Source organism: Streptomyces sp. NPDC101219, from assembly GCF_044767675.1.
GTDB lineage: Bacteria > Actinomycetota > Actinomycetes > Streptomycetales > Streptomycetaceae > Streptomyces.
The window spans coordinates 390,353-412,600 of the sequence record NZ_JBIWOK010000005.1; the positions used below are offsets into that span (position 1 = coordinate 390,353).

General features: G+C 74.4%; 17 protein-coding genes. 7 read left to right on the plus strand and 10 right to left on the minus strand.

All coding sequences use genetic code 11. The annotated features are described in order from the left end of the window. Entirely contained in the window at positions 1-750 is a 750-nt protein-coding gene (gene cbiQ, locus ACIRPP_RS12585; protein WP_403640906.1) for a cobalt ECF transporter T component CbiQ, read from the plus strand. After that, positions 747-1,622: an energy-coupling factor ABC transporter ATP-binding protein gene (locus tag ACIRPP_RS12590; protein WP_403640908.1), complete on the plus strand. Its 876-nt coding sequence runs from the start codon at positions 747-749 to the stop codon at positions 1,620-1,622. Before cbiQ ends, ACIRPP_RS12590 begins: the two co-directional genes overlap by 4 nt. Here the strand turns inward: ACIRPP_RS12590 and ACIRPP_RS12595 are convergent. From ACIRPP_RS12595 to ACIRPP_RS12610, 4 genes are all read right to left on the minus strand, one after another. Further along, positions 1,619-2,413, minus strand: a complete 795-nt coding sequence (locus ACIRPP_RS12595; protein ID WP_403640911.1) for an SGNH/GDSL hydrolase family protein — start codon at positions 2,411-2,413, stop codon at positions 1,619-1,621. The two genes, ACIRPP_RS12590 and ACIRPP_RS12595, sit on opposite strands and share 4 nt — an antisense overlap. Positions 2,414-2,718: 305 nt before the next feature. Next, positions 2,719-7,746 carry a DNA repair ATPase gene (locus ACIRPP_RS12600; RefSeq protein ID WP_403640913.1) on the minus strand — a complete coding sequence of 1,676 codons (5,028 nt, stop codon included), beginning with the start codon at positions 7,744-7,746 and terminating at the stop codon, positions 2,719-2,721. 67 nt (positions 7,747-7,813) lie between these two features. Further along, positions 7,814-9,859, minus strand: a complete 2,046-nt coding sequence (locus ACIRPP_RS12605) for an SPFH domain-containing protein (RefSeq protein ID WP_403640916.1) — start codon at positions 9,857-9,859, stop codon at positions 7,814-7,816. Between the two features lie 144 nt (positions 9,860-10,003). After that, positions 10,004-10,483, minus strand: coding sequence for a hypothetical protein (locus ACIRPP_RS12610; protein WP_403640919.1), 480 nt, complete (start codon positions 10,481-10,483; stop codon positions 10,004-10,006). A gap of 302 nt (positions 10,484-10,785) precedes the next feature. Between ACIRPP_RS12610 and ACIRPP_RS12615 the strand changes: the two genes are divergently transcribed. Continuing rightward, positions 10,786-11,844, plus strand: coding sequence for a PucR family transcriptional regulator (locus ACIRPP_RS12615; protein ID WP_403640920.1), 1,059 nt, complete (start codon positions 10,786-10,788; stop codon positions 11,842-11,844). Positions 11,845-11,985: 141 nt separating this feature from the next. On the opposite strand, the gene ACIRPP_RS12620 is transcribed toward ACIRPP_RS12615, so the two are convergent. After that, entirely contained in the window at positions 11,986-12,441 is a 456-nt protein-coding gene (locus ACIRPP_RS12620; RefSeq protein WP_403640923.1) for a DUF6299 family protein, read from the minus strand. 234 nt (positions 12,442-12,675) lie between these two features. Here ACIRPP_RS12620 and ACIRPP_RS12625 point away from each other — a divergent pair, with 234 nt between their 5' ends. Further along, positions 12,676-12,870 (plus strand): DUF5999 family protein, encoded by a 195-nt coding sequence (locus ACIRPP_RS12625; protein ID WP_164349479.1) that lies wholly within the window; start codon positions 12,676-12,678, stop codon positions 12,868-12,870. Between the two features lie 55 nt (positions 12,871-12,925). Here the strand turns inward: ACIRPP_RS12625 and ACIRPP_RS12630 are convergent, their stop codons facing one another. Beyond that, complete coding sequence (locus ACIRPP_RS12630) at positions 12,926-13,324, minus strand: RidA family protein (RefSeq protein ID WP_403640926.1); 399 nt, start codon at positions 13,322-13,324, stop codon at positions 12,926-12,928. After that, on the minus strand, positions 13,321-14,448 hold the full coding sequence (locus ACIRPP_RS12635) for an acyl-CoA dehydrogenase family protein (protein WP_403640929.1): 1,128 nt from the start codon (positions 14,446-14,448) through the stop codon (positions 13,321-13,323). Before ACIRPP_RS12635 ends, ACIRPP_RS12630 begins: the two co-directional genes overlap by 4 nt. A 143-nt stretch (positions 14,449-14,591) precedes the next feature. Here ACIRPP_RS12635 and ACIRPP_RS12640 point away from each other — a divergent pair, with 143 nt between their 5' ends. After that, positions 14,592-16,202 (plus strand): AMP-binding protein, encoded by a 1,611-nt coding sequence (locus tag ACIRPP_RS12640; protein ID WP_403640932.1) that lies wholly within the window; start codon positions 14,592-14,594, stop codon positions 16,200-16,202. Between the two features lie 124 nt (positions 16,203-16,326). Beyond that, on the plus strand, positions 16,327-17,139 hold the full coding sequence (locus ACIRPP_RS12645; RefSeq protein WP_403640935.1) for a PaaX family transcriptional regulator C-terminal domain-containing protein: 813 nt from the start codon (positions 16,327-16,329) through the stop codon (positions 17,137-17,139). Between the two features lie 64 nt (positions 17,140-17,203). On the opposite strand, the gene ACIRPP_RS12650 is transcribed toward ACIRPP_RS12645, so the two are convergent. Together ACIRPP_RS12650 and ACIRPP_RS12655 are read right to left on the minus strand one after the other, a co-directional pair. After that, positions 17,204-19,501 (minus strand): bifunctional salicylyl-CoA 5-hydroxylase/oxidoreductase, encoded by a 2,298-nt coding sequence (locus tag ACIRPP_RS12650; protein ID WP_403640938.1) that lies wholly within the window; start codon positions 19,499-19,501, stop codon positions 17,204-17,206. Then, a complete protein-coding gene (locus ACIRPP_RS12655) occupies positions 19,486-20,313 on the minus strand; it encodes an enoyl-CoA hydratase family protein (RefSeq protein WP_403640940.1) in 828 nt (275 codons plus the stop codon). Before ACIRPP_RS12655 ends, ACIRPP_RS12650 begins: the two co-directional genes overlap by 16 nt. A gap of 356 nt (positions 20,314-20,669) precedes the next feature. Here ACIRPP_RS12655 and ACIRPP_RS12660 point away from each other — a divergent pair, with 356 nt between their 5' ends. Next, on the plus strand, positions 20,670-21,122 hold the full coding sequence (locus ACIRPP_RS12660) for an ATP-binding protein (protein WP_403640943.1): 453 nt from the start codon (positions 20,670-20,672) through the stop codon (positions 21,120-21,122). A 75-nt stretch (positions 21,123-21,197) separates the two neighbouring features. Here ACIRPP_RS12660 and argF read toward each other — a convergent pair whose 3' ends face one another. After that, a complete protein-coding gene (gene argF, locus ACIRPP_RS12665) occupies positions 21,198-22,205 on the minus strand; it encodes an ornithine carbamoyltransferase (protein WP_403640945.1) in 1,008 nt (335 codons plus the stop codon). Positions 22,206-22,248 lie beyond the last annotated feature (43 nt).

A 22,248-nucleotide genomic window follows, 5' to 3' on the forward strand; every position in this document is an offset into this window, starting at 1 on the left:
ATGCTGCCGATCGACGCGGCGGCGCACAGCAGCCGCTGGCGCCGCCGCCATCCCGTGGACAAGGCCGTGCTCGGCCTCGGGCTCACCGTGCTGGCCGTCTCGCTGCCGCCCTGGCCGGGCGCGGCCCTCGTGCTGGTCACCGCGCTCGCGGTGCTGCTGGGACCGGCCCGGGTGCCCGGCCGGCGGCTGTGGCGCGCCTACCGGGTACCGCTGGCGTTCTGCGTCACCGGTGCACTCCCGCTGCTCGTGCAGGTGGGCGGGCCCGGCGGCTTCGTCTCGGCGGCGCCCCACGGGCCGCAGCGGGCTGCGGAGTTGCTGCTGCGGACCTCCGCGGCCTCGCTGGGCGTGCTGCTGTTCGCCTTCACCACTCCGTTGTCCGACCTGCTGCCCCGGCTGGTGCGGGCCGGGGTCCCGGCCCCGCTCGTCGACGTGGCGCTGGTGACGTACCGCATGAGTTTCCTGCTGCTCGACTCCGTGCGCCGGGTCCGCGAGGCGCAGGCCGCCCGGCTCGGGCACACCACCCGGGCGGCGACCTGGCGTTCGCTGGGCGGGCTGGGCGCCACCGCGTTCGTCCGGTCCTTCGACCGGGCGGCGCGGCTGCAGGCCGGGCTGGCCGGACGCGGCTACGACGGCACCCTGCGCGTGCTGGTGCCCGAGGCGCGGATCTCGGTGCGCTTCACCGCCGCGAGCCTGGCCCTGCTGGCGGCGCTGGCCGCCCTGACCCTCGTCCTGGAGAGGCCGCTGTCTTGAGCGAGTCCGCGCTGGTCGCCCTGCGGGGCGTCTCCTTCGCCTACGAGGACGGCCCGCCCGTGCTCAGCGGCCTCGACTTCGACGTCCGCGGCGGGCGCGCGCTGGCCCTGCTGGGCCGCAACGGCAGCGGCAAGACCACCCTGATGCGGCTGCTCAGCGGCGGACTGCGCCCGCACACCGGGGAGTTGATCCTGGCCGGTGAGCCGGTGCGGTACGACCGGGCCGGGCTGACCCGGCTGCGGACGGCCGTGCAGCTGGTGGTGCAGGACCCGGACGACCAGCTGTTCGCCGCGTCCGTCGGCCAGGACGTGTCGTTCGGGCCGCTGAACCTCGGGCTGTCCGACGCCGAGGTGCGCGGCCGGGTCGCGGAGGCGCTGGCCGCGCTGGACATCACCGGCCTCGCCGACCGGCCCACCCATCTGCTGTCCTACGGGCAGCGCAAGCGGGCGGCGATCGCGGGGGCGGTGGCGATGCGGCCCCGGGTGCTGATCCTGGACGAGCCGACCGCGGGCCTCGACCCCGACGGCCAGGAGCGGCTGCTGGCCACCCTCGACGGGCTGCGCGGGGCGGGCACCACGGTGGTGATGGCCACCCATGACGTGGACCTCGCCCTGCGCTGGGCCGACGACGCGGCCGTGCTCACCCCGTCGGGGGTGAGCACCGGGCCGGTCGCCGGCCTGCTGTCCCGCACGGACCTGCTGCGGGCGGCCGGTCTGCGGCTGCCGTGGGGCGTGGCGGCCGGTCACCTCCTGCGGACGCGCGGCCTGCTGGCCGACGCGTCCGCAGGTCCGCGCACCCCGGAGGAGCTGGCCGCCCTGGCCGACGGGACCGGCCCGGGCGGCCGGGCGGCGTCGCGCGGGACGGCCTCCTAGAGGGCGGAGCGGAATGCGGGCAGGTAGCCGCTGGACTGGCCCACGGCCTTGGGGTGGTAGGAGTTGGTGATCGGGATGGTCACACTGTGCAGCCAGGCGTCGCCGGAGCACAGTTCGTGCCCGGTGAACTCGTCGACCACGCTGGAGTAGGTGAACCCGGCGTTGGCCGCGCGCTTGGCGAGCACGCCGTTCAGGACGTCGGAGGCGTTGTTGATGGCGCCGCGCTCGGTCTCGGTCAGGCCCGCGATGCAGCTGCCGGACAGCTTGTAGAAGCGGGGGTATCCGAGGACCACGACGTGCGCCTGCGGGGAGCGGGCGCGGATGCCGCTGTACAGCGAATCCAGCTTGCCGGGCAGGGAGTTCTGCATCTGGGAGACGGCGGTGTCGACGCGGCTGACGCAGGTGGCCTCGCTCTGCAGCACGCAGGCCTGCATGACGTCCGCGAAGCCGATGTCGTTGCCGCCCGCCGAGACGCTGACGAGCGTGGTGGAAGCGGTCAGGGCCCCCAGCTGGCCGCTGGAGACGCCGGCCGTGGTGGCGCCGGAGCAGGCGACGAAGCGGAAGGAGGACGGGGAGTTGGCGTTGGCCCACAACTGCGGGTACGCCTTGGTGCTCCGCTTGCAGGCACCGCTTTCGGAGGTGTAGCTGCCCGCGCCGACGCCGGACGAGTAGGAGTCGCCGAGGGCGACGTAGTGGTGTCCGGCCGCCGAGGCGGGTTGCGCCAGGCCGAGGACGGTGGCGGCGCCCAGCAGGAGGGTCGCCAGAGAAGCCGCGAGGGAACGCACTGACACGTGTATCCACCCTTCACGCGCGTAACTTGCACCGGTAGTTGAGGGAGCAAGCACGGTTGTAGCAGGCGGGGATACCGCTCGGTAACCGTCGCGCGGGAAGTCATCCGTATTGCCCGAATACTGAGGTGCACATTTCAACTACGCGCGTGGATAAACCTCTGACGTGCGGTCTTGTCGTGCAGATTTGGCCGGAGTTGACGGGGCGCGAGCGACCGTCCGCCGCGCGACGAACCCCCGCCGCGCGGCCGCCCCGGCTCGACGGTGCCCGCGCCCCCGGGAGGGGTCCCCGGGCGCGCGGGCGGGGTTCAGCCCCTCTCCTCCCGCCCGGCCGGCGGGGGCGCCGGCGGGCCGGCCAGGAGGCGGCGCGGGTCCGCCGCGCGGGTGATGGCGGACTCCACCGCCGCGATCCGCTCCCCCAGCACCGCCAGCGCGGCGATCGCGCGCGTGAGCGCGTCGTCGTCCGGCCCGCCCAGAATGCCGGTCCGGACGTGGGCGGCCTTCACCTCGGCCCAGCGGGCCGCCTGCGCCGGGGTGAGCGTGCCGCGCAGTTCGGCCAGCTTCAGCAGGTTCGCCTCCGCGCCCGTGGTGAGGGTCTGCGCCTCGGCCGTGTAGTGGTCGTCGACGACGGCGGCGAGTTCGGCCTCGTTCATGACCGGCTGGATCCGCTGGGCGATCTTGTTCATGTTGCGGTACGAGCCCTGGAGCTGGAACGGCGGTTCGGTGCGGGCCTCGTCGGCCTGTGCGGCGGAGGCGATGTAGGCGGCGTTGACGGCCAGCACCGTGCGGCGGGCGGTGAGCAGGTGGCGCAGCACGGCCAGGACGCGGTCGAGTTCGGTGGGCGCGTAGGCGTGGGAGAGCCGGTCGGCGCGGGCGGTGGGGTCGCCCCCGGCCAGCCGCAGCAGCAGGCCGAGGTCGGCGCGGTCACGGCCGGCGAGCGGGGCGAGGACCGGGTTGGCGGTGAGCGCGTTCTCCACGAAGCTCAGGCCGAACACCTCCTCCTTGCCGGTGAGGACGTCGCCCAGGTTCCACACGTCGGCGCGGTTGGCGAGCATGTCCGGCACCCGGAACGCCTCACCCGACTCGGTGTAGGGGTTGCCGGCCATGCACACCGCGAACCGCTTGCCGCGCAGGTCGTAGGTGCGCGGCTCGCCCTGCCAGACGCCCTCCACGCGGCGCGTGGAGTCGCACAACGGGATGAACTTCTGGAGCAGTTCGGGCGAGCAGTGCTGGATGTCGTCGAGGTGCAGGAGCGTGTTGCTGCCCGCGGCCAGCGCGAAGTTGATCTTCTCGATCTCCTGGCGCGCGGTGGCGTTGGGGGCCTCCGCCGGGTCAAGGGAGGTGACCGCGTGGCCCAGCGCCGGGCCGCTCACCTTGACCAGCACCAGGCCGAGCCGGTGGGCGACGTACTCCATGAGCGTGGTCTTGCCGTAGCCGGGCGGGGACAGGAGCAGCAGCAGGCCCCCGGTGCCGGTGCGGCCGTCCTGGCCGGTGGTGCCGAGCTGCTTGGCGAGGCTGTCGCCGACGAGCGGCAGGTACACCTCGTCGACCAGGCGGTTGCGCACGAACGACGCCATCACGCGCGGCCGGTGGTCGTCCAGCCGCAGCCGGGCGCGCTCGGCGGCGACCAGTTCGGTCCGGCGGCGCTGGAAGGCGCGGAACGCGGGCAGGTCGCGCTCCCGGAAGTCCTGGGTGCGGGCGAGGAACTCGTCGAGGCGGAGCGTGAGCCGGCGGTCGGTGATCCGCGGGTGGGTGCCGAGCAGCCCCTCCACCGTGGTGGTCAGGGGCGCGTCGGACACGTGGCGCGGCAGGTCCGGGCACAGTTCGGCGGCCACGGCCTCCGCGAGGTCGCCGGGGGTGACGTCGGCGCCGGTGGACGCGGTGTAGGCGGACAGCCAGGCCTCGACGAGCCGGCGGCGCGCGGTCAGGTCGTCGAGCGCGGGCAGGTCCTCCTCGTAGGCGTCGGCCGGGACCGAGCGGCGGAAGGCGTCGAGCAGGCTGCGGACCCGGGCGGAGAGCACGAAGCCCTCGGGGCCGGTGGTCAGTTCCTCCAGCAGGTAGGCGGCGCACGCCCCGGCGGGCACGGTGTCGTCGTCGTGCCACCCCGCAATGGCGTGCTCGGTCTCCGACCGGAGGTGGTCGAGCGCGGGGGTGGGACCGAAGGCGTCCCGGGCGCGCGCCAGGGAGCGGGCGCGGCGGGTGAGGACGGCCCGCTGCTCCGGGGTGGTGCCGTGGGCCCAGTACAGCAGGGCGGCGGCGCGGGCGGCGGGCTCGTGGCGCAGGGCGCCCGCGGTGGCGTGCAGGCGCAGGGCGGCGGTGAGGATCGCGGTGGCGTCGTGGTCGTGGACCCCGCGCTCGTAGCCCTCGTCGTAGGCCTCCTCGGCGGCGCCGCGCACCAGGGCGGCGAGGTCGTCGGTGCCGCTCAGCGCGTCGGGTCCGTGCGTGTGGAGCAGGCGCGCGGCGAGGTGTTCGGCACGATAGACCTCGGGCGACTCGGACGGCAGGCGCCGGTTCCAGTAGGGCCGGGCGGCGGTCAGGGCGGGGTCGGTGACGGGGGCCCGGTAGTCGGTGCCGGTGAGAGCGAAGGCGAGGCCGTCACCCTGGGGGACGAGGGTGAGGTCGGGCGTCTGGGTGGTGGCGGTGAAGCGGTGGCCGCCGAGCCGGACGGCGCGCCCGCCGTCCGCGTAGAGGTCGGTGCGGTCGCGCAGGGCGCGGTCGGCCTCCTGGCGGGCGGTGCGGATGCGGCCGTCGAGTTCCTCCGCCCGTCCCGGGTCGCCGAGTGCGCGCAGGTCGTCGGCGGTGCGGCGGACCTTGACGATCAGCGGGTCGGACGCGAAGTAGGTGCTGACGGCGTCCGCGTCGGGCAGGGCGGCACAGCGCCGGGCGATCGCCTCCAGGGCGCGCTCCGCTGCGGCGGCGAGCTGCTCGGCGCGGTGCGCGCGGGCGTCGGTGAGGCTCTGCCGGCGGGCGGTGAACGCGTCGTGGATCTCGGTGCGCTGCTCCATCAGCTCGCCGAGGACGTCGTCGGACTCCGCGAAGCGGGACTCCAGGACCTCCAGCTGAGCGAGGGCGCGGGCCAGTTGGTCGTCGCACGCCTCGGGGGTGTCGGCCGCCGCCAGCGCGCCGGTGACGGTCCGGCCGAGCAGGGCGAGTTCGGCGGCGAAGCCGGCGCGGGTCTCCTTCTCCAGCAGGGCGCGGCGGCGGGTGTCGAGGGTGGCGCGGGCCCGGTTGACGCCGCCGAGGGCCTCGGCGACGCGCTCCAGGACGGCGGTGCGGACGGTGGTGTCGGCGATGTCGAGGGAGGCGACCACCTCGGTGACCGTCCGCAGGCCGTCGGCGAGTTCCTCCAGGCGGCCTGCGACCGGGACGGCCTCGGCGGCGGTGGTGATCGCCTCCGCGTCGGCGACGAGGCGTTCGACGTCGGCGTGGTGCCCCTCGAAGGCGTCCTCGCGGGCGAGGAAGGCGACGGCGCGCCGGCCGAACGAGGCGAGGTCGGCCTCGGCGCCGGCGGCCAGTTCGTCGATGCGGGCGCGGTCCGCGTACCGCATGTCCTTCAGGGTCAGCAGGTGTCCCTGGGCCTGGCGGAGTTCGGTGAGTCCGGTGACCCAGGCGGACGCCTCGCGGGGCTGCTCGCCGCGCAGCCGGCGCACCACGGCGGCGACCCGGCCGGCCGCCTCGTCGAGGGCGTCGGCGGCGCGGCGGGTGAGGGCGCGGACGGTCTCGAACTCGGCCAGCACCTGCCCGGCGGTGGTGCGCATCCGCTCCAGCGGGGAGCGCAGGTCGCCCAGTTCGCCGTCGCCGAGCCAGTGGTGGGCGTCGAGTGTGCGCAGGCAGGCGGTGACCAGGGCCTCGTAGACCTCGGTGGTGGGGGTGGTCTCGGCGACGGAGCGGGCGAGGGACAGGCAGTCGGAGATGCCGCGCACCAGGTCGGCGTTGCCGAGCCGGGCCAGCGGGCCGTCGCCGGGCGGCTGGGCGGCCGCGTGGGTGTCGGAGACGTAGGGGGTGTGCCACACCTGGACCGGGTGGACGCGGGCGGGCTCGTCGCCGTCGGGACGCAGCAGGGTGAGCTGCCCGTCGTCGGACAGCGCCCAGCCGTGGCCGGTCAGGGGGGTGGCGACCTCCTCGCGGATCACGTTGTACGACAGCAGCAGGCCGCGGCCGCGCGCGGGGGCGTGGAAGGCGTACAGCACGTCCTCGCCGTTGGGCGAGCGCACCTCGCGCTCGAACTCCATGCCGCCTGTGTCGAGGTCGTACGTCTTGTGGGCGCCGGCCGCCAGGCAGTAGCCGCCGGGGAACACGATGCCCTGGTCGGCGGGCAGGCGGCGGCAGCCCTGGCCGATGCCGTCGAGGCGGACGACGGTCCGGGTGAGGGTGTTGAAGACGAGGTGGCGGTGCGCGGTCTCCTTGTAGGGCAGGACACGCAGCAGGATGAGGGCGCCGACCCGGGCGTGGGAGATCTCGGCGTCGGCGAGGGACTGCAGCGGCTCGTCGACGGGCTCGCTGTGGATGCCGTCGGGGCTCTCGGTGTCGTTGCCGGTCTTGACGGTGAGGGTGCCGCCGAGGGTGTCGACGAACAGCTCGCCGAGGACGGAGACGTGCGGGTGGCGGCCGAGGACGTGGTCCTCGCGGGTGGTGCGGGTCCACTCGATGTCCGGGGCCGGGGTGCGGGCGTGGTCGCGGTCGCCGCGCGCGTCGAGGAAGGCGACCCGGCCGTCGGCGGTGACCGACCAGCGCAGGACGCGGATGTCCTCGGCCTTCTCACCGGTCTGGAAGACGGCGAGGAGCTTGCCGTCGACGCGGCGCAGCCGCAGCAGGCGTGCCTCGCGGTAGTAGCGGTGCAGGGCGGCGAACTCCCGCACGAACGCGGGGTCGTCGAGCAGCCCGGGCACGGCGTCCTCGGGCAGCCGGTTCAGGTCGCGGTCGTGCAGGGCGAGGACGTCGCCGACGGCGGTGCCGTCCTCCGGGCGGGGCCGGGCACGGTAGCCGAAGAGGAGGGCGTCGCCCACGGCGACGAGGTCGGCGGGCACGCTCGTGCGCTCGGTGCGCAGCCGCTCGGTGCCGGCCAGGCGCAGCCCGGCGGAGCCGAACTCCTCGATCCGGCGCCGGTTCAACGTCTCGGCGCGGCGGGCGAGTTCGGCGGCCTCGGCGTTGAGGCGGTCGCGCAGCACCTGGTAAGCGCCGCCGTCGGCCTTGTCGTTGCCGCCCGTGCGGGGGGTGCCGGCGGGCGTGGCCGGGGCGTTGTCGCCGTCGTGGCGGGTGGCGGTGCCCGTGGGCTCGTGGGTGTGCGGGTCCGCCGTGCCGGGAGCGGTGGCCGTCTCGTGGGTGCCGGTGGTCATGGCTGCCTCTCGGGTGGGACGACCGGGAGCCGCCGTCCCCTGTGCGGCGGCTCCCGATCGGTGGTGGTCAGGCCCGGGCGTGGCCGTTCAGGGCGGCCAGCGGAGTGTCTGCGAGTCCCAACTCACCAGCCTTGGCGATCAGTTCCTCGAACCGACCGGTGTTCTCGCCGCCGGCCTGCATCAGCTTCATCAGCAGGGCGGAGACGGTGAGGTGCTGTACGTCGGCCGTCGACACGGAGGAGAGGATGCGGGTCAGGTCGTCGGTGAAGCCGGCCGTGCCGTCCAGCCACGGCCCGGCGAGGGCCTGGGCCGTCTCGGAGTTCTTGACGAACCCGTCGACGCCCTTGCCGAGCGCGATGGAGGACACCAGACGGTCGAGGAAGACGGACTCCCCGCCGACGATGTTGATGTCGGCGTTCTCCAGCCCGGTCGCCAGGACGGTGGCCTGTGCCTCGGCGACCTGCCGCTGCACTTCCAGGCCGGCCAGCCGGACGTCCTTCTCGGCCTCCAGGCGCAGCCGGTACTCCTCGTGTCCGCGGGACGCCTCGTCCAGGGCGGCCATCGCCGCGGCCTTCTCGGTGAGGCCGGCGGCCTCCGCGCGGAGCTTCTCGCCGACGGCCTCCGCCTCGGCGAGGGCCTTGGCGCGCGCGCCCTCGGCCTCGGCGCGCATCCGGGCCTGGGTGGCCTCGGCCTCGGCGCGGCCCGCCTTCTCGATGACCTCGGCCTCCTTGTCGCGGACCTGGACGGCGGCCAGACCCTCGGCCGCGGCCTCCGCCTGGATGCCCTCGGCCGCCCGCAGCTTGGCCCGCGCGTCCAGGTCGGCGGTCTTCAACCGGGCCTCTGCCAGGGTCAGTTCCTCGGCGGCACGGTGGGTGGCGGACTGCTCGGCGGCCTCGGCGGCCTTGATGTCCTTGACCAGCTTCTCCTGCGCCTCGGCCTCGGCGGCGATGATCACGGCCTGGCGCTCGCGCTCCGCCTCCTCGACGGCCCGCAGCCGCTTGATGGACTCCTCCTGCTCGGCGACGGTGCGGTCCACCGCGACCCGCTCCCGGATGACCTCGGCGATCTCCCGCTTCTCCGCCTCGACCTCCTTCTCGGCGGCGATCCTGGTCAGTTCGGTCTCCCGCTCGCGGGCGATGACCTCCAGCTGGCGGTCCTTCTCGATGCGCTCGCTCTCCACGGCGATGACCCGCTCGCGGTTCTTGGCGGCCACGGCGACCTCGCGGGCCTGGTTCTCGCGCTGCACGCCGAGCGTCTCCTCGGTCTGCAGGAAGGCGCTCTGCGCACGCAGCCGCTCCTCCTCCACCACCCGGGCGGTCTCGGCCTCCTCACGGGCCCGTACGGTCTCGATCTCGCGGCGCTGCTTGATCTCGGCGTCGGTCTGCCGGCGCTCCAGCTCCAGGATCGCCTCGCGCGCGTCGACGTTCTGCCGGGTGATCTCCTTCTCCTCGCCGCGCTGGGCCTCGTTGGTGCGGATGTGCTCCACGGCGGTCAGCTCGGTGATCTTGCGGATGCCCTGGGCGTCGAGCACGTTTCCCGGGTCGAGCTGGTTCAGCGGCGTCTGCTCCAGGTAGTCGATCGCGGCGTCCTCGAGGTGGTAGCCGTTCAGGTCGACGCCGATGACCTCGATGATCCGGTACCGCAGTTCCTCGCGCTTGGTGTAGAGGTCGGTGAAGTCCATCTGCTTGCCGACGGTCTTCAGCGCCTCGGAGAACTTCGCGTGGAACAGCTCCTGGAGGGTGTCACGGTCGCTGGCGCGGGCGGTGCCCACCGCCTGGGCGACCCGGATGACGTCCTCCACGGTCTTGCTGACCTTGACGAAGAACGTGATGCGGATGTCCGCGCGGATGTTGTCCTTGCAGATCAGTCCTTCCTTGCCGGCCCGGGTGATCTCGATGGTCTTCACCGAGATGTCCATGACCTCGGCCTTGTGCAGCACCGGCAGGACGACCTGGCCGGTGAAGGTGACGTCGACCTTGCGGATCTTGGAGACGATGAGGGCCTTGCCCTGTTCCACCTTGCGGAACAGCTTCGAGACGACGAGCAGGGCGACGAGTACGAACAGCAGGCAGACGCCGGTGACTACGGCGATGCCCACGGTGGCTGCATCCATGGGACACGTCCTTGGGAGCTGGGGTGGGAACGAATGCGGTGGTGGAGCGGTGTCGGGGCCCGTACGGGCGTGGCGGGACGCGGGCAGGGCCCGGCGCCGCCCGCGGGGGCGGGAAGCGGTTCGGTGGTGCGGCCGGAGTGCGGCTCAGGCGGCGCGGTCGTGCGGCACGCGGGTCACGGGAGCGTCGGCCCCGTCACGCGGCGCGTGCGGCAGGCCGCCCCGGTCCCCGTCGAGCGCTCGGACGGACCGGGACGGCCCGGGTTCGTCGGGGCAGGGCCGGTGCAGCGGCCGGACGAAGAAGCGGGTGAGCCGCCAGGCGGCGAACAGCGCACCGGCGGCAACCGGCAGGCGCAGCAGTCCGGTTGCGGAGCCCGCCGGGCCGAACGCGGCGAGCAGGACGGCGGCGCCCATGGCGAGCAGCCAGGCGATCAGGGTCAGCAGGGAGAGCACGACCGCGACCGGGGCCCCGCCCATCCCCCAGGCCCGCACGTCCGCGTCCGCGTCGAAGGCGCGGGCGGTGGTGAGTCCGAGGGCGACCAGGAGCCAGAAGCAGCCGGCGACGACCAGGGCGGCGGTGAACAGCAGGACCGGCAGGCCGGTGGCGGTCTCCATCAGTACGCGCATTCCCGGCCCCCCTCCGTCCCGCTCGTCGTCCCGCTCCGTCTTCGCGCTCGCCGCGCGCGTCCGCGGTGCACCTCTCGGCCGGCACCGCCCGGCGGCACCGGGCGATTCCGGTTCCGGTACCCGCACCTGCCGGTGCCCGGCACCGGAACCGTCCGCGGTGCTCCCCGCGGTCCATGATGCCCGACGCTGATCCACTGGCGCATTGCCGGATCCCGGCAATGTTCACTAGTGTCTGCATGCCGGGGACGCGCCAACACCGCGTCAGGAACGCGTCAGAGGCGCGTCAAGATCGAGGGGGCACAGTGGCGGATCGCGAGATTCCGGAGGACTATCTCGAAGGTTATGCCCAGATCCTGACCGAGGTCGCGGCCACGGGCCGCCGCCTCACCCGGGACGAGATCGCCTCCCGGCGAACCCTGGGGGAACGGGCCGCCGAGGCCGGCTTCGGACTGCGCCGCCTGGTCAGCGCCCATCTGTCGGCCGCGCGGGATGCCTGGCCGCACAGCTCCGACTCGCCCGCCGCGGCGCTGGCCGCCGTCCAGCAGGTGGTGGACGCCTTCGCCGAGGGCTACGAGCGGGCCCAGCGCATGGCGGTCCGTCAGGAGGAGGCGGCCCGGCGGGAGTTCATCGACGACCTGCTGCACGGCCGCAGCGACCTGGGCCGGCTCGCCGAACGCGCCGAACGCTTCGGCCTGCGGCTGGGCCACGCCCACGCGGTCGCCGTGGCCCAGGGTCCCGTCGCCTACGACGAGGGCGACCCGGTGGCCCGCCGGGTGGAACTCGCCCTGATCTCACGGTTCGACGACCGGAACATCCTGCTCACCACCAAGGACGGGCGGCTGCTCTGCATCGCGCCCGGACACCACGAGGAGATCCTCAACCACTTCGCCAAGCAGGCGCACGCCGCCACCGACGGCGGCCAGGTCGCCATCGGGCGCGCGCGGACGGGCCCGGGCGGGGTCGTCCAGTCGTACGAGGAGGCGCTCAGCACGCTGGAGATCGCCGAACGGCTGGGGCTGGACGATCCGGTGCTGCGCGCCGGGGACCTGCTCGTCTACCCGGTGCTGTCCCGCGACCGCCAGGCCATGGCCGACCTGGTGCACAACACGCTGGGCCCGCTGACCACGGCCCGCGGCGGCCCGCTGCCGCTGCTGCACACGCTCACCGCGTACTTCGACTCCGGGTGCGTCGCCGCGGAGGCGGCCCGCCGGCTGTCCCTGAGCGTGCGCGCGCTGACCTACCGCCTGGAACGCATCCGCTCCCTGACCGGCGCCAACCCGGCGGACCCGGCGCACCGTTACATGCTGCAGACGGCGGTCATCGGCGCCCGGCTGCTGGACTGGCCGGCCACGGAGCTGTGAGCGAGACGGGGGCGAGCAGCACCGTGTGGTGGAGAGTGACCATGGCACCAGGGTGACGGTGTGCGTCCCGGCCGGTCCAGGCCGGTGGTCGGCAGGACCGTGGGCGGGCAGCCTGCCCGCGACCGGCAGGCGGCCGCCGGTTCAGCCGTCGACGAGGGTGATGTCCTGGCGCTGGACCGCGTGGAACGCGGGCAGGGGCAGGCCGCCCACGGGCCGCAGTTCCATCAGGGTGGCCTCGACGTCGGCGGCGCCGGCCGTGAAGGTGTCGGCGGGCACGGTGCCGGTGTTCTCCCAGCGGTGCAGCAGGCCGTCGCACACCGCATGGGTGCCGCCGATGCCGTAGCGGACGGTGGACGGGCTCTGGTGCAGCGAGGAGCTGACGAAGACCGGCCCGGTGGCCGCGAGGCAGCGGTAGGTGCCGGTGAGCGTCACGGTGCCGTCGGCGGCGACGCGGCCCACGGAGTCGACGGTGACGACCTCGTACGGGGCGGTGGACGCCGTGGCCGCGGGGGCCGCGGCGGCGGAGCCGAGCAGGAGCAGCGCGGCACCGGCGGCGGCGCCGAGCGCGGTGCGGAGGGACGAGGAGCGCAGCGACACGGGGAGAACCTCCCGGTATGGGGTGGATTGTGGCTTCCACCTGTACCGGCCGGGAGGGCCGCGGGGCGTGACCCTCACCCCTTCGGTGGCGAGTCCGCCCCGTGCGTCGGGGAACCGTCCCGGGAATGTCCGGGTGCTGTCACGCTTGGCGCCCGGCCGTTCCGCGACGGGCCGGACGGGCGCATGGTCGAGGGGTACGGCCCGTTCGGAACGACCCCGATGTGGAGGTGCGCCATGTGTGCCCACCAGCCGTCCTGCGCCCGGACCGACTCCCCCGCCCCGCACGTGGCGGCCGCCCACCCCGAGCAGGGCTGGAGCCTGCTGTGCGACGGTGCGATCGTCTTCGACGACACCGGTGAACTGCTGCCCGACGGCCGGGTGGTCGCACCGCACCGCGCCCCCGTCGGCCCTCTCGTGGTGGCCGCCTGACCCTCTGGCGGGGGCACGGGGGCGCGGACGCGTCGCGCGCGGGTGGCGCGACCGGTCAGGGCAGGACGGCGAAGCCGTCGAGTTCCACCAGCGCCCGTTCGTCCCAGAGGCGGACCACCTCGACGACGGCCATCGCCGGGTAGTCGCGGCCCGCCGCCTCCCGCCAGATGCGGCCGATCTCCCGGGCCTGCACCCGGTACCCGGCGATGTCGGTGGCGTAGACGGTGACGCGGGCCAGGTCGGCCGGCGCGCCACCGGACGCGCGCAGCGCGGCGAGGAGGTTGTCCAGGGCCCGGGTGAACTGCTCGGGCAGGGTGTCGCCGACGATCTTGCCGTCGCCGTCGAGTGCGGTCTGGCCGGCCAGGAACACCACCCGGGAGCCGGTCGTGACGACCGCGTGGGAGAAGCCGGCCGGCGGGGAGAGATCGGGCGGGTTGATGCGCTCGGCGGTCAACGGTCCTCCAGAGACTTGTACAACTCCTTGGCGATGATGCTGCGTTGCACCTCGCTGGCGCCCTCGTAGATGCGGGGGGCGCGGACCTCGCGGTAGAGGTGTTCGAGCAGGTGGCCGCGGCGCAGGGCGCGGGCCCCGTGCAGTTGCACCGCGCGGTCCACGACGTACTGCGCGGTCTCGGTGGCCAGCAGCTTGGCCATGGCCGCGCGCCGGGGGACGTCCGGATCGCCCGCGTCGTGGGCCGCGGCCGCCGCGTAGACCATCAGCCGGGCCGCCTCGGTGCGCACGGCCATCTCGGCGACCTGGTGGGAGACGGCCTGGAGGTCGCCGAGCCGGCCGCCGAACGCCTCCCGGCCGGCGGTGTGCACGAGGGCCGCGTCGAGCGCCGCCTGGGCCATGCCGACGGCGAAGGCGCCGACGCTGGACCGGAACAGGTTGAGGGTGTCCATCGCGACCCGGAAGCCCCGGCCGGGCTCGCCGAGCAGGTCGTCGGCGGTGACCTCGACGGCGTCGAAGCACAGCGAGCCGATGGGGTGCGGGGAGAGCATGTCGAGGGGCTCCCCGGTCAGTCCGGGGCGGTCGGCGGGGACCAGGAAGGCCGACACCCCGCGGGCCCCGGCGCCGGGCCCGGTGCGGGCGAAGACGGTGTAGAAGTCGGCTTCGGGCGCGTTGGAGATCCAGCACTTCTCGCCGGTGAGGCGCCAGCGGTCCGCGCCGTCCGGGCGGGCCGCGAGCGCCAGCGCGGCCGCGTCGGACCCGGCGCCGGGCTCGCTGAGCGCGAAGGCGGCGACCGCGCTGCCGTCGCTCACCCGGGGCAGCCAGCGGGCGCGCTGGGCCTCGGTGCCGTGGGCGTGCACGGGGTGGGCGCCGAGCCCCTGCAGGGCGAGGGCGGTCTCGGCCTCGGTGCAGGCGCGGGCGAGGGACTCCCGCATCAGGCACAGGTCGAGGGCGCCGGAGGTGAACAGGCGGGACAGCAGGCCGAGGCCGCCGAGTTCCGCGACCAGGGCGCGGTTGACGTGCCCGGGTTCGCCCTTGCCGGCGAGCGGGCGCAGGCGGTCGGCGGCCAGGTCCCGGAGCTCGGCGCACCAGGCGGCTTGTGCCGGTTCGAGCGAGAATGCGGTCATCGCCGGTCCCTTCTCTCCCCGCCGGGCCGCCCTCTCGGGTTCCGCCCCGGATGACCGTCCGAGGCTATCGCGAACCGTTGACTGTCGTCACCAACACGATACGCTCCTTCTGCGAGCCCACCACGCCGAGGGGGCGAACCGTCATGAATCCACGGGCCACCGCGCACGTCGACACCTTCGCCCGCGACCACCTCCCGCCACCCGGTCAGTGGCCGGAACTCCGCTTCGACCTGCCGGAGCTGGCGTATCCCGAGCGGCTGAACTGCGCCGCCGAGCTCCTCCAGGGGCCGCCCGACGACCGGCCGGCGTTCCGCACCCCCGACGGGGACCCGTGGACCTACGGCAGGCTGCGGGCCCGCGTCGACCGGCTCGCGCACGTCCTCACGGGCGACCTCGGGGTGGTGCCGGGCAACCGGGTGCTGCTGCGCGGACCCACCACCCCCTGGCTCGCGGCCTGCTGGCTGGCGGTGCTGAAGGCGGGCGCGGTCGCCGTCACCGTGCTGGCCCAGCAGCGTCCGCACGAGCTGAGCACCATCTGCGAGATCGCCGGCGTCCGGCACGCCCTGTGCGACGTCCGGTCGGTCGACGACCTCGCCAAGGCCGGGATCCCGGGGCTGCGGATCACCACGTACGGCGGTGACACCCCGGACGACCTGCTGCGCCGCCCGGCACCCGGCACCCCGTACGAGGCGGTGCCCACCGCCGCCGCCGACGTGGCGCTGATCGCCTTCACCTCGGGCACCACCGGGCGCCCCAAAGGCTGCATGCACTTCCACCGGGACGTGCTGGCGATCGCGGACACCTTCTCCCGACACGTCCTGCGGCCCCGGGCCGACGACGTGTTCGCGGGCAGTCCCCCGCTCGGCTTCACCTTCGGGCTCGGCGGGCTGGTGGTGTTCCCGCTGCGGGCGGGGGCGAGCGCGCTGCTGCTCGAACAGGCCCACCCGGACCAGCTGCTGCCCGCGATCGCCGCGCACCGGGTGTCGGTGCTGTTCACCGCGCCCACCGCCTACCGGGCGATGCTCGACGGGCTCGACTCCCACGACCTCTCCTCGCTGCGCCGCTGCGTCTCGGCGGGCGAGAACCTGCCGGCCGCGACCTGGCGAGCCTGGCAGCAACGCACCGGCGTGCGCATCATCAACGGCATCGGCGCCACCGAGCTGCTGCACATCTTCATCTCCGCCGCCGACGAGCGGATCCGCCCCGGCACCACGGGCCTCCCGGTCCCCGGCTGGCAGGCGCGCGTGCAGGACGCCGACGGCGCGCCGCTGCCGGACGGCGAACCGGGACTGCTGGCGGTGCGCGGACCGGTCGGCTGCCGCTACCTCGCCGACCCGCGCCAGCGCGACTACGTGCGCGACGGGTGGAACATCACCGGCGACACCTACGTCCGCGAACCCGACGGCTACTTCCGGTACGTCGCCCGCGCCGACGACATGATCATCTCGGCCGGGTACAACATCGCCGGCCCCGAGGTCGAGGACGCCCTGCTGCGGCACCCCGACGTCGTCGAGGCGGCCGTCGTGGGACGGCCCGACGAGGCGCGCGGCCAAGTGGTCGTGGCGTACGCGGTACTCAAGGACGGCGCCGCACGGGACGGGGAGGCCCTGCGCACCTTCGTGAAGGCGGAACTCGCGCCGTTCAAGTGCCCCCGCGAGATCGTGTTCCTGGACGCCCTGCCGCGCACCGCGACCGGCAAGCTCCAGCGCTTCCGGCTGCGGTCGGCCCCGGCCGCCGGAGCCGACCGGGCATGACGCGGTGGGACGGGCACCGCCCGCACGACCTGGGGTCTTTCGTTCGGATCAGGCCGGATCAGGGAGCGGGGTCCGCGGTGCCGGGGCCCGCGAGCCCGGCATGATCCAGACGAGAGGCCCTAAGATGATCAACGTGTCCGACCAGCCTGCTCCACGGTCTCTCATCGTCACGCTCTACGGCGCGTACGGCCGCTTCGTGCCGGGCCCGGTGCCCGTCGCGGAGCTGATCCGGCTCCTGGCGGCGGTGGGCGTGGACGCCCCCTCCGTCCGCTCCTCGGTGTCCCGGCTCAAACGGCGCGGACTGCTCGTCCCGGCCCGCACCGCCCAGGGCGCTGCCGGGTACGAACTGTCCGCCGACGCCCGCCAGTTGCTGGAGGACGGCGACCGCCGCATCTACGCCACCGCCCCGCCGGAGGACGAGGGCTGGGTGCTCGCGGTGTTCTCGGTGCCGGAGTCGGAGCGGCAGAAGCGGCACGTGCTGCGCTCCCGCCTGTCCGGCCTCGGCTTCGGCACGGCCGCGCCCGGGGTGTGGATCGCCCCCGCCCGGCTGTACGAGGAGACGCGGCACACCCTGGAGCGGCTCGGCCTGGACGAGTACGTCGACTTCTTCCGCGGCGCCCACCTCGGCTTCGCCGCCACCGCCGACGCGGTCGCCCGCTGGTGGGACCTGGCCCGGATCGCCAAGGAGCACGAGACGTTCCTGGCCCGCCACGAGGAGGTGCTGCGCACCTGGGAGGGGCGCGCGGACACCCCGCCCGAGGAGGCGTACCGCGACTACCTCCTGGCCCTCGACTCCTGGCGCCACCTGCCCTACACCGACCCCGGCCTGCCCGCGGCCCTGCTGCCCGGCGACTGGCCCGGGGCGCGGTCGGCGGCCGTCTTCCAGGGCCTGCACGCCCGCCTGCGGGACGCGGGCGCCGCCTTCGTCGGGCTCTGACCCGGGGACGGTCCCGGCGTGACGGCCCGGGTCGGTCGGGTGCCGCCGGGCCCCGGCCCGCTGGTCAGCCCCGCGCCGACCGCCGCGGTGCCGGCCGGGCGCCCGCCGTGTCCTTGCGCCCGGTCTGCGGGGGCCGGCTGCCCGCCCGGTACGGCGCGGGCCACACGACGCCCGGCCCGTCGTAGCCCTGTTCGGCCGCCGCGTGCAGCGTCCAGTGCGGGTCGTACAGGTGCGGGCGGGCCAGTGCGCACAAGTCGGTACGGCCCGCCAGGATCAGCGAGTTGACGTCGTCCCAGGAGGAGATCGCGCCGACCGCGATGACCGGGACGCCCACCTCGTGCCGGATGCGGTCGGCGAACGGCGTCTGGTAGGACCGCCCGAACTCCGGCCGCTCGTCGGCCACCACCTGCCCGGTCGACACGTCGACGGCGTCGGCGCCGTGCTCGGCGAAGGCCCGGGCCAGCACGACGGCGTCGTCGCCGGTGGTGCCGCCCTCGGCCCAGTCGGTGGCCGAGATGCGCACGGTCGCCGGGCGGTCCTCCGGCCACACGGCACGGACCGCGTCGAACACCTCCAGCGGGAAGCGGAGCCGGTTCTCCGGGGTCCCCCCGTAGGCGTCGGTGCGGCGGTTGGTCAGCGGGGAGAGGAAGCCGGAGAGCAGATAGCCGTGTGCGCAGTGCAGTTCCAGCAGGTCGAACCCGGCGCGCGCGGCCCGCCGGGCGGCTGCCACGAATTGCTCGCGGATGTCGGTGAGCTGGGCCCGGCTCAGCTCGCGCGGGGTCTGGCTGCCGGGCCGGTAGGGCAGCGGGGAGGCGGCGACCAGGGGCCAGTTGCCGTCCTCCAGGGGCTCGTCCATGCCCTCCCACATCAGCTTGGTCGAACCCTTGCGGCCGCTGTGGCCGAGCTGGACACCGATCGCCGTGCCGGGGGCGCTGCGGTGCACGAAGTCGGTGATCCGCCGCCACGCGTCGGCCTGACGGCCGGTCCAGAGTCCGGCGCAGCCGGGGGTGATGCGTCCCTCGGCGCTGACGCACACCATCTCGGTCATCACCAGCCCCGCCCCGCCCAGCGCCCGCGCGCCGAGGTGGACGAGGTGGAAGTCGCCGGGGACGCCGTCCGTGGCGGAGTACATGTCCATCGGCGAGACGACGACCCGGTTGCGCAGGGTCAGCCCGCGCAACCGGAACGGGGTGAACATCGGCGGAGTGCCCGGCGGGCAGCCGAACTCCTCCTCGACGGCCTCGGTGAACCGGGCGTCGCGCAGCCGCAGGTTGTCGTGGGTGACGCGGCGGCTGCGGGTCAGCAGGTTGAAGGCGAACTGGCGGGGCGGCTGCCCGAGGTAGCGGGCCAGGTTCTCGAACCACTCCAGGCTGGCCCGGGCGGCGCGCTGGGTGGAGGCGACCAGCGGCCGCCGTTCCGCCTCGTAGGCGGCGAGGGCGCGGTCGAGCGAGGGCTCCGAGCCGACGTGGCCGGCCAGGGCGAGGGCGTCCTCGACGGCCAGCTTGGTGCCGGAGCCGATGGAGAAGTGGGCGGTGTGCGCGGCGTCGCCGAGGAGCACGAGGTTGCCGTGCGACCAGCGCTCGTTGACGACCGTGCGGAAGGTGGTCCAGGCCGACGTGTTGGAGCGCAGGGGGCGTCCGCCGAGCGCGTCCGCGAACAGCTTGGCGCAGCGTTCCACCGACTCGTCCTCGGACAACCCGTCGAATCCGGCGGCCCGCCAGACCTCCTCGCGCATCTCGACGATCACGGTGGAGGCGTCGGCGGCGAAGGGGTAGCCGTGCAGCTGCATCACGCCGTGCTCGGTCTCGGCGATCTCGAAGCGGAAGGCGTCGAAGGCGAAGTCGGCGGCCAGCCAGATGTAGCGGCAGCGGTGTGCGGTGACGCTCGGCCGGAAGACGTCGGCGAAGGCGGCGCGCGTGCCGCTGTGCACCCCGTCGGCGGCCACCACCAGGTCGTGGCTGCGGGCCAGTCGGGCCGGTTCCGGCGCCTCGGTCCCGAAGCGCAGGTCGACGCCGAGGGCACGGCAGCGCGTGTGCAGGATCTCCAGCAGCCGGTGCCGGCCGAGGGCGGCGAAGCCGTGGCCGCCCGAGGTGTGGCGGGTGCCGCGGTGCACGATGTCGATGTCGTCCCAGCGCACGAAGTCCCGGCGCAGCGCCGCGTAGACGTCCGGGTCGGCGTGCTCGATACCGCCGAGGGTCTCGTCGGAGAGGACGACGCCGAACCCGAAGGTGTCGTCGGGGGCGTTGCGCTCGAAGACGGTGATCTCGCGGGCGGGATCCTGCCGTTTGAGCAGGGCCGCCGCGTACAGTCCGCCGGGTCCGCCGCCGACGACCGCGACCCGCACGGCTACCGCCCCCGCCACTTCGGCGGGCGCTTGCCGGTGAAGGCCGCGTGGAACTCGGCGTAGTCCTCGCCGTGCATGAGCAGGGCCTGGGTGGCCGCGTCCAGCTCCACGGAGGCGGCCAGCGGCATGTCGAGTTCGGCGGTGAGCAGGGCCTTGGTCTGGGCGTACGCCAGGGCGGGGCCGTCGGCCAGGCGGCGCGCGAGGGCGAGGGCGGCGGCGTCGGCTCCGGCCTCGTCGGTGAGTTCGCTGATCAGGCCGATCCGCTCGGCCTCGGGGGCCCGCACCGGTTCGCCGAGCATGAGCAGGCGGGTGGCGTGGCCGAGGCCGACGACCCGGGGCAGCAGGTAGGCGGCGCCCATGTCGCCGCCGGACAGTCCGACCCGGGTGAAGAGGAAGGCGAACCGGGCGGTGGGGTCGGCGACCCGGAAGTCGGCGGCCAGGGCGAGGACCGCGCCGGCGCCCGCGGCCACCCCGTGCACCGCGGCGATCACCGGGAACGGGCACTCCCGTACCGCCCGCACGACCTGACCGGTCATGCGGTTGAAGTCGAGCAGCTGGGCGGTGTCCATGGCGAGGGTGGCGCCGATGATCTCGTCGACGTCGCCGCCGGAGCAGAAGCCGCGCCCCTCGCCGGCCAGCACCAGCGACCGCACGGAGCGCTCCCGGGACAGTTCGGCGAGCAGGTCGCGCAGGTCGGCGTAGGCGCCGAAGGTGAGCGCGTTGAGCTTCTCGGGGCGGGCCAGGGTGACGGTGGCGACGCCGTCGGCCCGCTCGACCCGCAGGTGTTCCCAGCGGGCGGTGCGGGCGGCGGAGCCGGTGAAGGGACTCATGAGGGCGGCCTCCTCGGGCGGGCACTGCGCGGCTCAGTGAGTGCTGCCCCACGAAACTATCACTCATCCGTGACTGTCGTCACGAGTTCGCGATACAGCCGACGGCGACACCGGGACGCGCCCCGTACCGTCACGTCCCGTTCCCCGTCGGCGCACGGTCACGTCCGTCACGGCTCGTCGACGACCCGGTAACGGCGCGCCCGGCCGCGGGAGGGGGAGGGTTCTGCCGGGTACGCCCAGCGGTGCCGGGGTCGGACACCCCGGCACGGCGCCCGGCACTCGCCGGCGGGGCCCCTCCCCGGGGGCCCGCCGGAGGAGCCGTACCATTGAGTAATTGAAAGCAGGACAGCCTGCTGATGAACGGACCTGCCTTGTACGAACGCTCCCCCGTCCCCGCCTCCTGGCGCGTGGCGCTGCCGCACACGACCGCGGCGGTGCCCGTCGCGCGTGCCCTGGTCCGGACGGCGCTGGCCGAGGTGGAGCACTCCGCGGACAGCGACACGGCGGAGCTGCTGACGGCGGAACTGGTGGCCAACGCGGTGGAGCACACCGCGGGCGGCAGCCCGATAGAGCTGGTGGTGGAGCTGCTGCCGACCGGCTGCCGGGTGGAGGTGCACGACCGGGATCCCGTGCCGCCCCGCCGGCTCACCCGGCCCGAGCCGGGCGAACCGGATCCCTGGCAGGAGCACGGCCGGGGCCTGCTGCTGATCCGCACGCTCAGTTCGTCCTGCGGCCACCGGCCCACGCCGACCGGCAAGGCGGTGTGGTTCCGCCTGCCCACGGTGCCGCCCCAGCGACGCCGCGCCTGACCGGACCGCCCAGGGCCCGTGGGCCGTGTGCCGTGGGCCGTGTGCCGTGTGCCGTGTGCCGTGTGCCGTGTGCCGTCAGGCCAGGGTCGCGACCAGCACCGCCTTGATCGTGTGCATGCGGTTCTCGGCCTCGTCGAAGACGACCGAGTGGGCCGACTCGAAGACCTCGTCGGTGACCTCCAGCGACGTGAGTCCGTGCGTCTCGTACACCTCGCGGGCCACCTGCGTGCCGAGGTCGTGGAAGGCGGGCAGGCAGTGCAGGAACTTGACGTCCGGGTTGCCCGTGGCGCGCAGCACGTCCATGGTCACGGCGTACGGGGCGAGGGCGCTGATCCGCTCGTCCCAGACCTCCTTGGGCTCCCCCATCGACACCCACACGTCGGTGCCGACGAAGTCGGCGCCCGCCACGCCCTCGGCGATGTCCTCGGTGAGCGTGATGCGGGCACCGCCCGCCCCGGCGAGCGCGCGGGCCCGGTCCACGACCTCCTGCGCGGGCCAGTAGGTCTTCGGCGCGACGATGCGGATGTCCATGCCCAGCAGCGCGGCGGTGACGAGGTAGGAGTTGCCCATGTTGAAGCGGGCGTCCCCGAGGTAGGCGAAGGAGATCTCCTTCAGCGGCTTGGCGCTGTGCTCGGTCATGGTGAGCACGTCGGCCAGCATCTGGGTGGGGTGCCACTCGTCGGTGAGACCGTTGTAGACCGGCACCCCGGCGTACTCGGCGAGGGTCTCCACGGTGGCCTGCGCGTCGCCCCGGAACTCGATCGCGTCGAACATCCGGCCGAGCACCCGGGCGGTGTCCTTCGCCGACTCCTTGGTGCCGATGTGGGAGCCGCTCGGGTCGATGTAGGTCGTCGCGGCGCCCTGGTCGGCGGCGGCGACCTCGAAGGCGCACCGGGTCCGGGTGGACGGCTTCTCGAAGATGAGCGCGATGTTCCTGCCCCCGAGGTACCGGGTCTCGGTCCCGGCCTTCTTGGCGGCCTTCAGCTCCGCGGCCAGGTCGAGCAGGCCGAGGAACTCCTGCTCGGTGAAGTCCGCCTCCTTGAGGAAGTGGCGGCCGGCGAGGGCGGTCGGGACTGTCGCCATGGGGCGCTCCAGGGATGCGGGGACGGGGTCGCTGGAATTCTAT

Coding starts and splice junctions, on each gene's coding strand:
- cbiQ (WP_403640906.1), top strand. CDS start 1: ATGCTGCCGATCGACGCGGCGGCGCACAGCAGCCGCTGGCGCCGCCGC.
- ACIRPP_RS12600 (WP_403640913.1), bottom strand. CDS start 7,746: ATGACCACCGGCACCCACGAGACGGCCACCGCTCCCGGCACGGCGGAC.
- ACIRPP_RS12605 (WP_403640916.1), bottom strand. CDS start 9,859: ATGGATGCAGCCACCGTGGGCATCGCCGTAGTCACCGGCGTCTGCCTG.
- ACIRPP_RS12610 (WP_403640919.1), bottom strand. CDS start 10,483: ATGCGCGTACTGATGGAGACCGCCACCGGCCTGCCGGTCCTGCTGTTC.
- ACIRPP_RS12625 (WP_164349479.1), top strand. CDS start 12,676: ATGTGTGCCCACCAGCCGTCCTGCGCCCGGACCGACTCCCCCGCCCCG.
- ACIRPP_RS12635 (WP_403640929.1), bottom strand. CDS start 14,448: ATGACCGCATTCTCGCTCGAACCGGCACAAGCCGCCTGGTGCGCCGAG.
- ACIRPP_RS12640 (WP_403640932.1), top strand. CDS start 14,592: ATGAATCCACGGGCCACCGCGCACGTCGACACCTTCGCCCGCGACCAC.
- ACIRPP_RS12645 (WP_403640935.1), top strand. CDS start 16,327: ATGATCAACGTGTCCGACCAGCCTGCTCCACGGTCTCTCATCGTCACG.
- ACIRPP_RS12655 (WP_403640940.1), bottom strand. CDS start 20,313: ATGAGTCCCTTCACCGGCTCCGCCGCCCGCACCGCCCGCTGGGAACAC.
- ACIRPP_RS12660 (WP_403640943.1), top strand. CDS start 20,670: ATGAACGGACCTGCCTTGTACGAACGCTCCCCCGTCCCCGCCTCCTGG.
- argF (WP_403640945.1), bottom strand. CDS start 22,205: ATGGCGACAGTCCCGACCGCCCTCGCCGGCCGCCACTTCCTCAAGGAG.